12 protein-coding genes are annotated in these 13,470 nt (G+C 69.0%); 5 read left to right on the forward strand and 7 right to left on the reverse strand.

What is annotated here, in order from left to right:
• Positions 1-10: 10 nt before the first annotated feature.
• Genes rplB through rpsJ form a run of 5 tightly spaced genes read right to left on the reverse strand, consistent with a single transcriptional unit; the run spans position 11 to position 2,868 of the window.
• The gene (gene rplB / locus AAEX60_RS09655; RefSeq protein WP_342103028.1) at positions 11-847 is read right to left on the reverse strand and encodes a 50S ribosomal protein L2; all 837 of its coding nucleotides are present in this window, start codon (positions 845-847) and stop codon (positions 11-13) included.
• 35 nt (positions 848-882) lie between these two features.
• Positions 883-1,194, reverse strand: coding sequence for a 50S ribosomal protein L23 (gene rplW / locus AAEX60_RS09660; protein WP_342103031.1), 312 nt, complete (start codon positions 1,192-1,194; stop codon positions 883-885).
• Positions 1,191-1,889: a 50S ribosomal protein L4 gene (rplD, locus tag AAEX60_RS09665; protein ID WP_342103033.1), complete on the reverse strand. Its 699-nt coding sequence runs from the start codon at positions 1,887-1,889 to the stop codon at positions 1,191-1,193. The genes rplW and rplD overlap by 4 nt, the downstream gene beginning before the upstream one ends.
• Positions 1,886-2,545 carry a 50S ribosomal protein L3 gene (gene rplC, locus AAEX60_RS09670; protein WP_342103035.1) on the reverse strand — a complete coding sequence of 220 codons (660 nt, stop codon included), beginning with the start codon at positions 2,543-2,545 and terminating at the stop codon, positions 1,886-1,888. Before rplC ends, rplD begins: the two co-directional genes overlap by 4 nt.
• 11 nt (positions 2,546-2,556) lie before the next feature.
• Positions 2,557-2,868 (reverse strand): 30S ribosomal protein S10, encoded by a 312-nt coding sequence (gene rpsJ / locus AAEX60_RS09675; protein WP_015071250.1) that lies wholly within the window; start codon positions 2,866-2,868, stop codon positions 2,557-2,559.
• Between the two features lie 450 nt (positions 2,869-3,318).
• Here rpsJ and AAEX60_RS09680 point away from each other — a divergent pair, with 450 nt between their 5' ends.
• Both AAEX60_RS09680 and AAEX60_RS09685 read left to right on the forward strand, forming a co-directional pair.
• The gene (locus tag AAEX60_RS09680) at positions 3,319-5,187 is read left to right on the forward strand and encodes a DUF294 nucleotidyltransferase-like domain-containing protein (RefSeq protein ID WP_342103037.1); all 1,869 of its coding nucleotides are present in this window, start codon (positions 3,319-3,321) and stop codon (positions 5,185-5,187) included.
• A 7-nt stretch (positions 5,188-5,194) separates the two neighbouring features.
• The gene (locus AAEX60_RS09685) at positions 5,195-5,878 is read left to right on the forward strand and encodes an exonuclease domain-containing protein (RefSeq protein ID WP_342103039.1); all 684 of its coding nucleotides are present in this window, start codon (positions 5,195-5,197) and stop codon (positions 5,876-5,878) included.
• A 169-nt stretch (positions 5,879-6,047) separates the two neighbouring features.
• Here the strand turns inward: AAEX60_RS09685 and gltX are convergent, their stop codons facing one another.
• Positions 6,048-7,439, reverse strand: coding sequence for a glutamate--tRNA ligase (gene gltX / locus AAEX60_RS09690; protein WP_446721306.1), 1,392 nt, complete (start codon positions 7,437-7,439; stop codon positions 6,048-6,050).
• 243 nt (positions 7,440-7,682) lie between these two features.
• Between gltX and AAEX60_RS09695 the strand changes: the two genes are divergently transcribed.
• The gene (locus AAEX60_RS09695; protein WP_342103043.1) at positions 7,683-9,374 is read left to right on the forward strand and encodes a glutamine--tRNA ligase/YqeY domain fusion protein; all 1,692 of its coding nucleotides are present in this window, start codon (positions 7,683-7,685) and stop codon (positions 9,372-9,374) included.
• Between the two features lie 255 nt (positions 9,375-9,629).
• On the opposite strand, the gene AAEX60_RS09700 is transcribed toward AAEX60_RS09695, so the two are convergent.
• Positions 9,630-10,166, reverse strand: coding sequence for a DUF4112 domain-containing protein (locus tag AAEX60_RS09700; RefSeq protein WP_342103045.1), 537 nt, complete (start codon positions 10,164-10,166; stop codon positions 9,630-9,632).
• Positions 10,167-10,251: 85 nt separating this feature from the next.
• Between AAEX60_RS09700 and treY the strand changes: the two genes are divergently transcribed.
• Entirely contained in the window at positions 10,252-12,522 is a 2,271-nt protein-coding gene (gene treY / locus AAEX60_RS09705; RefSeq protein WP_342103047.1) for a malto-oligosyltrehalose synthase, read from the forward strand.
• 110 nt (positions 12,523-12,632) lie between these two features.
• Complete coding sequence (locus tag AAEX60_RS09710) at positions 12,633-13,211, forward strand: LysM peptidoglycan-binding domain-containing protein (protein WP_342103049.1); 579 nt, start codon at positions 12,633-12,635, stop codon at positions 13,209-13,211.
• Positions 13,212-13,470: the final 259 nt, after the last annotated feature.

Consider the following 13,470-nt stretch of genomic DNA (forward strand, 5'->3'; position numbering starts at 1 on the left):
AGGCTCCCAATCAGCGCTTCTTGCCGGACTTGCGGCGACGAATGATGAGGCGGCTGCTCGCCTTGTTCTTGTCGCGGGTGCGACCCTCAGGCTTGCCCCAGGGCGACACCGGGTGACGACCACCCGAGGTACGGCCCTCGCCACCACCGTGCGGGTGGTCGATCGGGTTCATGACCACACCACGCACGGTCGGGCGGACGCCCTTCCAGCGGCTGCGGCCAGCCTTGCCCCAGTTGATGTTGGACTGCTCGGCATTGCCGACAGCACCAACGGTGGCGCGGCAACGCACGTCCACCATGCGCATTTCGCCCGAGGGCATGCGCAGCGTGGCGTACTTGCCCTCGCGAGCGACCAGCTGGATCGCCGCGCCGGCCGAGCGGCCGAGCTTGGCGCCGCCGCCGGGACGCATCTCCACCGCGTGCACCGTGGTACCAACGGGGATGTTGCGCAGGGCCAGGTTGTTGCCGGGCTTGATGTCGGCACCCTCACCGGCGCTGACGGTCGCACCCTGGGTCAGGCCCTGGGGAGCGATGATGTAGCGCTTCTCACCATCGGCGTAGTGCAGCAGCGCAATCCGGGCGGTGCGGTTCGGGTCGTACTCGATGTGAGCGACCTTGGCCGGCACGCCGTCCTTGTCATAGCGCTTGAAGTCGATGATGCGGTAGGCCTGCTTGTGGCCACCACCGATGTGACGGGTGGTGATCCGGCCGGAGTTGTTGCGGCCACCGGTCTTCGGCTTGGGGGCCAGCAGCGACTTCTCCGGCGTGGAACGAGTCAATTCGACGAAGTCGGCGACGCTCGAGCCGCGACGGCCCGGCGTAGTCGGCTTGTACTTACGGATACCCATGAGGTCTCAGATTCCTTGTCTCAGCGTCCGTCCGGTCAGGCGACCGGACCTCCAAAGATGTCGATGCGCTGGCCTTCGGCCACGGTCACGATCGCGCGCTTGGTGTCGGGACGCTTGCCGATCCCGAAGCGGGTGCGGCGGGTCTTGCCCTTGCGGTTGATCGTGTTCACGCTGGTGACCTTGACATCGAAGATGGCCTCGACGGCGATCTTGATCTCGGTCTTGTTGGCATGCGGGGCGACGATGAAGGTGTACTTGTTCTCGTCCAGCAGGCCGTAGCTCTTCTCGCTCACGACGGGCGCGAGCAGGATGTCGCGGTGGTCGCGGATCTTGACGGACTCGGTCACTTCTCGGTCTCCTCTGCAGCGGCCTCGGACTCGGTGGCCACGGCCTTGACGCTCTTGCCCTTGGCGGGGCCAGCGGTGTACTGGGCCAGGGCAGCCTTGGTGAAGACCACGCCGTCGTTGACCAGGATGTCGTAGGCGTTGAGCTGGTCAACGGCCAGGACGTGCACGGTCGGGACATTGCGCAGGCTCAGCCAGGCGATCTCCTCGGTCCGGTCCAGCACCACCAGCAGCTTGCTGGCGTCACCGATGGTGGCCAGCGCCTTGAGAGCGGCCTTGGTGGACGGCTTCTCGCCGGCCACGATCTGGTCCAGGACGAAGATCTGGCCGTCGCGAGCGCGGTCGCTCAGGGCGCCGCGGATCGCGGCCGCGATCATCTTCTTGGGGGTGCGCTGCGCGTAGCTGCGGGGCTGCGGGCCGTGCACGGTGCCACCGCCGGTCCAGATCGGGGAACGACGCGAGCCGTGACGGGCCCGGCCGGTGCCCTTCTGGCGCCAAGGCTTGATGCCACCGCCGCGGACGTCGCCGCGGGTCTTGGTGGCGTGGGTGCCCTGACGGGCCGCGGCCTGCTGGGCCACGACAACCTGGTGGATCAGCGGAATGTTGGTCTGCACGTCGAAGATCTCGGCGGGGAGATCGGCGGTGCCGGCCTTCTTGCCGTCGACGCCCAGGACGTCGACCTTCAGCGACTCGCTCATGCGACATCACCCTTCTTGGCAGCGCTACGGACGACGACCAGCGAGCCCTTGTTGCCCGGGACCGCACCGCGGACCAGGATCAGGCCGCGCTCGGCGTCGACAGCGTGGATTTTCAGGTTCTGCACGGTCACCTTGTCGACGCCCATCCGACCCGCCATGCGCATGCCCTTGAAGACACGGCCGGGGGTGGAGCAGCCACCGATGGAACCGGGGGAACGGTGCTTGCGGTGCACACCGTGGGAGGCGCGCAGGCCCTTGAAGCCGTGGCGCTTCATGACACCAGCGGTGCCCTTGCCCTTGCTCACGCCGGTCACGTCGACGAAGTCGGCGGCGGCGAAGGTCTCCGCGGTGACCTCCTGGCCGAGGGTGTACTCGGAGGCATCCGAGGTGCGCAGCTCGACCAGGTGCTTGCGCGGGGTCACGCCGGCCTTCTCGAAGTGCCCGCCCTCGGGCTTGGTGACCTTCTTGGCCTTGACGGCACCGAAGCCCAGCTGCACGGCGTTGTAGCCGTCCACCTCGGGGGTCCGCACCTGGGTGACCACACACGGGCCAGCCTGGATCACGGTCACGGGCACGATCTTGTTGTTCTCGTCCCAGAGCTGGGTCATGCCGAGCTTGGTGCCCAGCAGGCCCTTCACCTTGCGTTCGTTAGTCATGTTCACGGACCTCACGGGAGCTTGATCTCGATGTCCACACCGGCCGGCAGGTCGAGCCGCATCAGCGAGTCGACCGTCTTCGGGGTGGGATCGAGGATGTCGATGAGCCGCTTGTGGGTACGCATCTCGAAGTGCTCGCGGCTGTCCTTGTACTTGTGGGGCGAACGGATCACACAGAACACGTTCTTCTCGGTCGGCAGCGGCACCGGGCCGGCAACCTTGGCACCCGTACGGGTCACCGTGTCGACGATCTTGCGCGCCGACGAGTCGATGACCTCATGGTCATAGGCCCGGAGCCTGATGCGGATCTTTTGTCCCGCCACAGTTGTTCCTTCTACTCGTCCAAGCTTGGTCCGGAGGATTCCGGCTTTCGCGGCCGTAGACCCGGCGGGCCTCGGCATGCTCCTCGTGTGTCGTGGAAACCTCATCTCGTCATCGACGAGACCCTCTTCCACCGACCCCCGCGGTCGGGTGTGTCGCAACTGTCACAGGCACTCACAAACGCACTCTTTCGTTGTGTGGTGCTCTCCTCAGTTCCGTTCACACGGCGACTGCCCAGGACCGGGGCGACTGTCATCACGTGATCCCCTGCGGGATCCCGAGCGACGGCAGCACGCGCCAACTCCATCGGAGCAACTTGACGATTCTGTCATGTCCGGCCGCCCGATGCAAAATCGGTGGCCGGACCGGCTGTGGAATCGCCGTCGAGCTGGCAGGCTGAGGGCACGAGGCCCCGGGAAAGCCCCAAAGCCCACCACGACGAAGGAGTTGTGATGGACGTCGAACTGGCAGAGGTACGTGACTTCCTCGCCGCCCATGAACCATTCTCCACCCTGCCCGGAACGGTGCTGAACCAGCTGCCCAGCCGGCTGCAGCTGCGCTACCACCGGTGGGGCACCGAGTTGATGACCCAGGGCAGGCCCAACAACCAGCTCTACATCCTGCGCAGCGGCGCGGTGGACATCGTCGACGCCACCGGCGCCCTGGTGGAGCGCACGGAGCCCGGCGGCAGCTTCGGCGCCTCCTCCCTGCTGTCCCGGCAGGGTTCGCGTTATACCATCACCACCATCGAGGACAGCCTGGTGCTGGTGATGGGGGCCGAGGTCTTCGGCCACCTGGTGGAGCACTACCCCGAGGTCCGGGCCTTCTACGACCGTCAGGGTCAGGGGCGGCTGCGTCAGGCCGTCGCGGTCAAGCAGTCCGCCGACGAACGCTCCGCGGCCTGGCTGCGCAGCACGGTGGCCGAGATCGGGGCCAAGAAGCTGGTCACCTCCCCCGCCGACGTCACCATCCGGCAGGCGGCCCAGCTGATGACCGAACACCGGGTCTCCGCCCTGCCGGTGGTGGACGCTTCCGGGGCGCTGGCCGGCATCGTGACCGACCGGGACCTGCGCTCCAAGGTGGTGGCCCGGGGAATCGACGGTGACCAGCCGCTGGCCAGCGTGATGACCACCGATCCGGTGCGAATCTCCCCCGACACCCAGGCCTTCGAGGCGCTGTTGGAGATGACCAGCCGCGGGGTGCACCACCTGCCGGTGGTGGCCAATGGCGCTCTGGTGGGGATGGTCACAGCCGGCGACATCGTCCGGCTGCAGCAGGCCGACCCGGTCTTCCTGGTGGGCGACATCTCCCGCCAGCAGGACGTCACCTCGCTCGCCCGGGTCAGCAAGCGGGTGCCTGAGCTGGTGGCGCAGTTGTTGAAGCAGGACGCCTCGGCCCACGACATCACGCGGCTGTTGACGACGGTTGCCGATGCGATGGCCCGTCGCCTGATCGCGCTGGCGACGACCGAGCTCGGCCCGGCCCCCGGCCCGTGGAGCTGGATCGCGCTGGGCTCCCAGGCCCGGCGAGAGCTCAGCATCAACTCGGACCAGGATCACGCCTTGGTGATCGCCGACGGGGTGGACCTGTCCGGACCCGCGGGCGAATGGTTCCAACAGCTGGCCGAACGCGTCACCGCCGGCCTGGCCGAATGCGGCTACCGCCTGTGCGACGGCGACGTGATGGCCTCCAACCCCGCATGGCGGCTGACGGTGGGTCAGTGGAAGCGCCAGTTCGCCAGCTGGCTCAACGAGCCCCATCCCGACGCGGTGCTGCACAGCCAGATCTTCTTCGACGCCCGCACGGTGCACGGGGACCCGGCCCTGCTGGCCGAGGTCCGGGCCGAGACCCTCGCCCTCACCCCGAAGGCCCAACGATTCCTGGGCCAGCTGGCCGCGCAGGCGGTGGAGCGCCAGCCACCCGTCGGCTTCTTCCGTGGCCGGGTGTTGGCGCTGCGCGGAGAGGAGAGTGAGACCTTCGACCTCAAGGCCAATGGCGTGCACGCCATCATCGAGCTGGCCCGGGTCCATGCCCTGGCCCATGGCCTGGCCGAGGTGGGCACCCTGGAGCGGCTGCGGGCCGTCGCCAAGGTCAGCAGCAGCACCAGCCTGGAGGAACTGGCCGACGCCTTCGAGTTCATCACCCATGTCCGGCTGGCGCACCAGAACGAGCAGGCGGTACAGGCCCGCACCCCGGACAACCTGGTGCGGGCCGGCGAGCTGTCCAGCTTCGACCGTCGGCACCTCAAGGACGCCTTCTCCCTGATCCGGCATGCGCAGGAGGGTCTGCAGTACAGCTACCAGACCCACCTGATGAACTGAGGCGGCCATGGCACTGTTCTCCCGGACCCCTCGTCGCTCCCCCAATCCCGAGAAGCTGGCCGCGGCCCTGCCCGAGGGGCCGCTACGGGACTTTGCCGCTGCGGTGATCCAACCGGACAGCACCCCGGCGGATCAGCTCAGGCTGCTGGCCGTCGACGTGGAGACCACCGGCCTGGATCCGAAGACCGACCGGCTGCTGAGCATCGGCTTCGTGCCGGTGGACGGCCAGGCCATCCGGCTGGCCGGCGCCGGCCACCTGGTGATCCGCTCCGACGCGGAGGTGGGCCAGAGCGCCACCATCCACCGCATCACCGACGACCAGCTGGCCGCCGGGGTGGAGCCGGCCGAGGCCCTGACCGCCCTGCTCACCGCGCTGCGTGGCCGGCTCCTGCTGGCCCACCACGCCGTGATCGAGACCGGCTTCCTGGACGTGGCGATGCGTCGCGTCTGGGGGGCCGGCGTGCCGATCCCCACCGTCGACACCATGCAGCTGCAGTACCAGTTGCTGACCAAGGGATTCGACGACGAGCCGCCGCCCGGCGCGCTACGGCTGTGGGGCGCGCGGGACCAGTACGGCCTGCCCCGCTACCGGGCGCACGAGGCGCTGACCGATGCCCTGGCCTGTGCCGAGCTGTACCTGGCCCAGGTCAGCGAGCTGGGCTGGCAGACCCCGCTCAAGAAGCTCCGCTGACCCGGCCGGTAGCCGCCCAGGACGGGCGAAGGAGCCGGGGTGTCTTGGGCGCGGTTCTGCGAGGAGACGCGAGCCAGCGAGTGTCGACGAGACACAGCGCACGAGACACCCCGGTCCGCAGCCCGTCCCTCCGACAAGCTTGGGGATCGTGGGGTGATCGGTTGCGGGCTCACAGACTGGCGCGGAAGGCCTTCAACCGTCGGATCGACGAGGAATGCCCCAAGAGCTCCATCGACTCGAACAGCGGCGGGCTGACATTACTGCCGGTGATCCCCACCCGCACGGGGGCGAAGGCGAACTTGGGCTTGATGCCCAGCTCGTCCACCAGCTTGGCGCGCAGCGCCGCCTGGATGTTCTCGGCGTCGAAGGGTTCCAGCCCCTCCAGCACGGACAGCGCGGCGTCCAGCACCTGCGGGGTGTCCTCCTTGAGCTTGGCCACCACCTCGTCCGGGGCGCTGATCGAGGCGTCCTCGGCAAACAGGAAGGCCAACTTCTCCCGGGCCTCGCTGAGCAGCGTCAGCCGCTCCTGGATCAACGGGGTGGCGCCCACCAGCAGCGTCCGGGCGCTGTCGTCCAGCTCGGGCTGCCCCTGCTCGGCCCAGTAGCGCTCGATCCGGGCGGCCAGATCCTCGGCCGACATGGTGCGGATGTAGTGCCCGTTGAGCCAGTTCAGCTTGTCCATGTCGAAGATCGGACCGGCCGGGTTGATCTTGGACCAGTCGAAGGACGCCACGAAGTCGTCGAAGGACTGCACCTCCTGACCCTCGTGCACGGGCGGGTAGCCCAGCAGCATCAGGAAGTTCAGCAGCGCCTCGGGCAGGTAGCCCTGCTCGCGGAACCAGGTCAGCCGGGCGGCGGGATTCTTCCGCTTGCTGATCTTGGAGCGGTCGGTGTTGCGGATCAGCGGCATGTGGGCGAATCGCGGCGCCGGGAAGCCCAGCCACTTGTAGAGCAGGAGGTGCTTGGGGGTGGAGCTGATCCACTCCTGGCCGCGCACCACGTGGGTGATGCCCATCAGGTGGTCGTCCACCACCACGGCCAGGTGATAGGTGGGGAAACCGTCGGTCTTCAAGATCACCTGGTCATCCGGCCGGGGCGCGGCAGTGGGGCCGTTGATCAGGTCGTCGAAGGTCAGCTCCACGTCATCGGGCACCAGCATCCGCACGACGGGGGTCTCCTGGAAGCCGGGCAGCTGGGCCCGCTCCTGCTTGGTCTTGCCCAGGCAGAGCCGGTCATAGCCAATCACGTCGCGCTTCTCGGCCTGCTGCTGCTCCCGCATCTGCTTGAGCCGCTCGGCGCTGCACCAGCAGTAGTAGGCGTGGCCGTCGTCGATCAGCTGGTCCACGAAGGGCCGGTAGGTGTCCAGCCGCTCGGACTGGCGGTAGGGGCCGTACTCCCCGCCCTGCTGCGGACCCTCGTCGGGGCCCAGCCCGAGCCATTCCAGAGTCTGGTAGATCTGCTCCTCCGAGCCCGGCACCAGCCGGGCCTGGTCCGTGTCCTCGATCCGCAGCACGAAGGCGCCGGCGGTGCGCCGGGCCCACGCCTTGTCGAACAGGGCCATGTAGGCGGTGCCGACGTGCGGATCACCGGTCGGGGAGGGCGCCACGCGCAGCCGCGCGGGAGACAGGTCGACGGCGGCCGGGGCAAGGTTCAGCTCTTCAGTCATGATGGCGCCAGCCTATCGTGCGGCCGTGGGCTCACGGGTCGGCCCGTCGACGGCCAACAGCCCCTGGAGCTGCGCCTGGCCGACGTGCCTGCTCACCGGCCAGCGGCGGCCACGCCCGTGCATGCTAGTTTTGCGGCCATGAATGCCCCTGAGCCCGTGGTTGCCGCCAATGACTTCATCCGCGATGCCGTGCGTCGCGACAACGAGCAGGGAACCTACGGCCAGCGGGTGCAGACCCGCTTCCCACCCGAGCCGAATGGTTACCTGCACATCGGGCACGCAAAGGCGATCGTGCAGAACTTCTCCGTGGCCGAGGACTTCGGCGGGGTGTGCAATCTGCGGCTGGACGACACCAATCCGGGCACCGAGGAGGCGGAGTACGTCGACTCGATCAAGGACGACATCGCCTGGCTGGGCTACACCCCGGGCGTGACGGTGCACGCGTCGGACTACTTCGAGCAGCTCTACGTCTGGGCCGAGCACCTGGTGGAGCAGGGTCTGGCCTACGTGGATGACCAGGACGGGGAGACGATCAGCGCGCAGAAGGGCGGCTTCGGCGAGCCCGGCGTGAACTCCCCCTTCCGGGACCGGCCGGCCGCCGAGAGCCTGGACCTGCTGCGGCGGATGCGCGCCGGCGAGTTCCCCGACGGGTCCCGCTGCCTGCGCGCCAAGATCGACATGGCCTCGGAGAACATGTGGCTGCGCGACCCGGTGATGTACCGGATCCGGCATGCCCGTCACCACAACACCGGCGACGCGTGGTGCATCTACCCCACCTATGACTGGGCGCATGGCCAGAGCGATGCTCTGGAGGGCGTCACGCATTCCCTGTGCAGCCTGGAGTTCGATGCCCACCGGCCGCTCTACGACTGGTTCCTGGAGCACCTGCCGCTGCCGGGCGACAAGCCGCGCCAGCTGGAATTCGCGCGGCTGGAGCTCACCCACACCGTCACCTCCAAGCGTCGGCTCAAGAAGCTCGTCGAGGATGGGCTGGTCGACGGCTGGGACGACGCCCGGATGCCCACCCTGCGCGGCATGCGTCGCCGCGGCTATCCGGCGGCCGCCATCCGGGCCTTCATGACCGCCATCGGCACCACCCGCAACAACTCGGTCAAGGCGATCGAGGAGTTCGAGAGCTTCGTGCGGCGTGAGCACAACCAGAACGCCCAGCGCCGGATGGCGGTGCTGCGCCCGCTGAAGCTGACCCTGACCAACTGGCCCACCGACGAGAACGGCGAGCCGGTGGTGGAGTACTTCGAGGTGACCAACAACCCCGAGCGTCCGGAGGACGGTCTGCGCGCCATGCCCTTCAGCGGCAGCCTCTACATCGAGCAGGAGGACTTTGCGGAGGTGCCGCCGCCGAAGTACTTCCGGCTCACGCTGGACCGCGAGGTGCGGCTGCGCGGCGCCTACTTCGTCAAGGCGCACGACGTGATCAAGGATTCCGACGGGACCGTGACCGAGGTACTGGCCACCTATGACCCCGCCACCCGCGGCGGCGACGCCCCGGACGGCCGCAAGGTGAAGTCCACCATGCACTGGGTCTCTGCGGCCCATGCCGTCGACGCCACCGTGGCCCTCTACGAGCGCCTGTTCACCGCCCGGATCCCCGGCGAGACCACCGGCGAGGCGCTCGATGACCTCAACCCGAACTCCCGGCAGATCCTGACCGGCTGCAAGGTGGAGCCTGCCCTGGCCGAGACCCAGCCCGGTGAGGTGGTGCAGTTCGAGCGCACCGGCTACTTCGCCTGCGACCCGGACCAGCCGATGCTCTTCCACCGCACGGTTGGCCTGCGCGACGAATGGGCGGCCCTCCAGAAGCGCAAGTAACCCGCCTCGGGAGGACGGGGGCACGGAGTGCTCCTCCCACCCGCGGCATCCGCCCGCACCCAACCCGCGGTAGCCAGCAACCAAGGGCGCTGGGTGGTCCGGGTTCGCGGCAGCGACGTAGAAGACGCGACCAGGCTTCGATGAACGAGAAGGCTTGTCGCGGCACAGTCGCCGAGCGAACCGGTCACCCAGCGTCCGCCACCACCCGATCGGGGCATCGCCCACCCCCACCCGGTCACCGAGTGTCCGCCCGCGTCAGAGAATCCCGAGCACCTTCCCCACCCACCACAGCGCGAACAGCGTCGCGCCGATCATCACGAGCACCGCCAGCAGCACCATCGCGCTGGCCGCCGCCAGGTAGGCGACGCTGTTGCGCTCCACCCGTCGGGGGTCGGCCACGGCACGTTCCAGCAGCCGCAGGTTCTTGCGGTTGGAGCGGAAACCGATGTCGGCCAGGTCCCCCACCAACGGGAGCTGGCCCAGCAGGGCGTCCAGACCGCAGTTGGCCACCATCCGGGCCAGCACCGGCAGCGGAACCTGGGCGCGCACCGCGTCCACCAGGATCAGGCTGGCCATCGCCGTGGTTGCGGCGTCACCGACGCCGGGGACCAGCCCCAGCAGGGCATCGACGCCCAGGGTGATGGTGGTGCCCGGGATTCGGACCAGGTCGTCCAAGGTGTGCGCCAGGCCACGCGACGTGCCGATGTCCGCCCCGGCTGCGGCGTGCGGGGCGCGGTTGCCGGCGGCGCCGGGACGACGGTCACGGGGGCGTCCGGCCCCAGGAGTGCTCACCCCTCCACGGTAGCCCGTGCAGCCAACAGCGGAATGGCCGCGGACCTGGCGGGAACTGTCCGCGCGGCCCACTAGGCTCGGCCGCATGAAGCCCACTTCCACCTATCGGCTGCAGATCACCCCCGACTTCACGCTGCAGGATGCCGCCGGCGTCGTCGACTACCTCGACGAGCTCGGCGTCGGTGCCCTCTACCTCTCCCCCATCCTTGCCTCGACCACCGGTTCGGGCCACGGCTACGACGTGACCGATCCGGCCGTGATCGACCCCCAGCGCGGCGGTGAGCAGGGCTGGCGGGAACTGGTGGCCGCCGCTCGCGCCAAGGGGCTGGGGATCGTGGTGGACATCGTGCCCAACCACCTGGGCATCGCCCACGCCTGGGAGAACCCGGCCTGGTGGAGCACCCTGCGGGATGGGCAGTCCTCCTCGCAGGCGCGCTGGTTCGACGTGGATTGGGCTGCCGGGCCGATCTCGGTGCCGGTGCTGGGCAGTGCCGATGACGTGGACCGGCTGACCCTGAGCGACGACCTGACCGAGCTCAGCTTCTACGAGCACCGCTTCCCGGTGGCGCCGGGCACCGCCCACGCCGGCGACACCCCGCGCCAGGTGCATGACCGCCAGCACTACCGGCTGGTCCCGGGGGCCGAGGGCAACGAGCAGCTCACCTACCGGCGTTTCTTCGCCGTCGCGACGCTGGCCGGGGTGCGGATCGAGGACGAGGAGGTCTTCCGCGCCACCCATGAGCGCATCGTCCGGATGGTCAGCGAGGACGGGATCGACGGCTTGCGGGTGGACCACCCGGACGGCCTGGTGGACCCCAAACAGTACTTCGAGCGGCTGGCCGAGGCCTGCCCGGACGCCTGGATCGTGGCCGAGAAGATCCTGGAGCACGGCGAGGACCTGCCGGACTGGCCGGTGGCCGGCACCACCGGCTATGACGCGATGACCGAGGTGAACCAGGTCTTCGTCGATCCCGCCGCCGAGGACTTCTTCACTGACGACTACCAGCGTCGCACCGGTGACGAGCTGGACGTGGCCCAGCACATCCTGCGCGGCAAGCAGTGGATGGCCCGGGAGATGTTCGGCGCGGAGACGCGGCGCTTGCTCTCCCTGCTGGATCTTGGTGGCCTGGCGCCGGAGCAGGTGGCCGAGGCCATGCACCAGCTGGCCGCCAGGATGGGCGTCTACCGCACCTACCTGCCGGATGACGATGCCGCGCTGACGGCGTCCCTGGCCGACACCCGGCATGACCGCACCGACCTGTCCGCCGCACTCGACGTGCTGGAACCGCAGCTGCTGGACGTCGGCCAGGAGGCTGCCCGCCGCTTCCAGCAGTTCACGGGCGCGGTGATGGCCAAGGGCGTGGAGGACACCGCCTGGTACCGGGCCAACCGGTTCGTCGCCCTGAACGAGGTGGGTGGCCACCCGGCCAGCTTCGGCACCGATCCGGATGCCTTCCACAAGGCGATGGACCGCCGGGAACGGGAGCTGCCCGACTCGATGACCTCGCTGGCCACGCACGACACCAAGCGGGGCGAGGACGTCCGGGCCCGGTTGGCGGCGCTGTCCGAGCTGCGCAAGCCGTGGATCGCCTTCCTGGACGCCTTCAGCGCGGACACCGCGGTGCCGGAGCCGACCTTCGCCCATCTGCTGGCCCAGACGCTGGCCGGTACCGGTCCCGTCGAGGACCGCCAGCGGCTGCATGACTATGCCGAGAAGGCGATGCGGGAGGCCGGGCTGGCCACGAGCTGGATGTCCCCGGATGCCGCCTTCGAGCAGGCGGTGCACGACGCGATCGAGTCGGCCTATGAGTCCGCCAGTATCCGCCCCCGCTGGGACGCGCTGACCGCCGCCCTGGACGGGCCGGCCCGGAGCAACAGCCTGGCCCAGAAGGCGGTGCAGCTGACCATGCCGGGCATCCCCGACGTCTACCAGGGCACGGAGGTCTGGGATGACTCCCTGGTGGACCCGGACAACCGTCGCCCGGTGGACCACCAGCGGTTGCGCGCCCTGCTGACCAGCGAACCCGCCGACGCGCAGGACCCGGCCGCCAAGCAGCACCTGGTACGCACCGTCCTGCGGCTGCGCCGCGAGCGGCCGGAACTGTTCGTCGGCTACCGGCCCGTGCGGGCCACCGGCCTGGCGTCGGACCACCTGCTGGGTTTCGAGCGCTCCGGCCTGATCAGCCTGGCCACCCGGCTGCCCGTGGGGCTGGCAGAGCAGGGCGGCTGGCAGGACACCACGGTGGACCTCGACGGCCAGTGGACGGACCAGTTGACCGGCGCGGTCTTCACCGGTTCCATCCTGGTCTCGGAGCTCCTCGCGAGCTATCCGGTGGTCCTGCTGACCCGGGGCTGAGCAGCTGTCAGCCAGCGGCGTAATCGGCCCGGTCACGGGCGCTGCCCACCCCCATGGGGCTAGCGTGAAGGCATGCGCCCGGAGTTGGGCGTCCCACAGGAAGAGGAATCATGGGACTTTTTGACGGAATCAAGGACAAGCTGGGCCTGGACAAGAACGACCAGAAGAATGACCAGATGCCCCCCGCCGAGGTCTCGGCGGATGATCAGGCGCGCATCGACCGGCAGCAGGCCAGCAATGAGGCCACCGCGGCCGCCGCCCAGGCCGAGCTGGACGCCAAGGAGAAGGCCGAGGCCGAAGCTCGCGCCAAGGCCGAGGCCGACGAGAAGGCCAAGGCCGACGCCGAGGCGGCCGCGAAGGCCAAGGCGGATGCGGACGCCAAGGCGAAGGCCGACGCCGATGCCAAGGCTGCCGCTGATGCGAAGGCCAAGGCCGACGCCGACGCCAAGGCGGCTGCGGATGCCAAGGCGAAGGCCGAGGCGGACGCCAAGTCCAAGGCGGACCAGGCCAAGCAGGCCCCCGCCGCCCCGGCCGGCAAGCCGAAGCAGACCTACACCGTGAAGCCGGGCGACACCCTGAGCGAGATCGGGGCCAAGTTCGGCGTCGACTACATGGACATCGCCCGCGCCAATGGCGTGAAGAACCCCGACCTGATCTTCCCCGGCCAGGTCTTCACCATCCCGGAGTGACCCGCATCACCCGCTGACCCGGGGAACCGGCCGAGGGCCACACACCGCACGGTGTGTGGCCCTCGTCATGTCCTCCCCCAACCACGGCGGCCGAGCCTGTCGAGGCCCATGGCACCTCGGTACATACACAAGGGAACACGCACAAGGGGACATGCACAAGGGGACATGCACAAGGGGACATGCACAAGGACCCCGATCCTTGCGGATCGGGGCCCTTGCGTTGTTCAGGCTGTCACCTGACCATGATCAGCGACACAGG

Origin of the sequence: Luteococcus sp. H101, assembly GCF_038433155.1 — a bacterium.
Classification (GTDB): domain Bacteria; phylum Actinomycetota; class Actinomycetes; order Propionibacteriales; family Propionibacteriaceae; genus Luteococcus.

Bases quoted from the DNA above. Each gene is read 5' to 3' on its own strand.
- gltX (WP_446721306.1), bottom strand. From the start codon at position 7,439: ATGGCCCTGTTCGACAAGGCGTGGGCCCGGCGCACCGCCGGCGCCTTC.
- AAEX60_RS09695 (WP_342103043.1), top strand. From the start codon at position 7,683: ATGAATGCCCCTGAGCCCGTGGTTGCCGCCAATGACTTCATCCGCGAT.
- rplD (WP_342103033.1), bottom strand. From the start codon at position 1,889: ATGAGCGAGTCGCTGAAGGTCGACGTCCTGGGCGTCGACGGCAAGAAG.
- rplB (WP_342103028.1), bottom strand. From the start codon at position 847: ATGGGTATCCGTAAGTACAAGCCGACTACGCCGGGCCGTCGCGGCTCG.
- AAEX60_RS09710 (WP_342103049.1), top strand. From the start codon at position 12,633: ATGGGACTTTTTGACGGAATCAAGGACAAGCTGGGCCTGGACAAGAAC.
- AAEX60_RS09680 (WP_342103037.1), top strand. From the start codon at position 3,319: ATGGACGTCGAACTGGCAGAGGTACGTGACTTCCTCGCCGCCCATGAA.
- AAEX60_RS09685 (WP_342103039.1), top strand. From the start codon at position 5,195: ATGGCACTGTTCTCCCGGACCCCTCGTCGCTCCCCCAATCCCGAGAAG.
- treY (WP_342103047.1), top strand. From the start codon at position 10,252: ATGAAGCCCACTTCCACCTATCGGCTGCAGATCACCCCCGACTTCACG.
- rplC (WP_342103035.1), bottom strand. From the start codon at position 2,545: ATGACTAACGAACGCAAGGTGAAGGGCCTGCTGGGCACCAAGCTCGGC.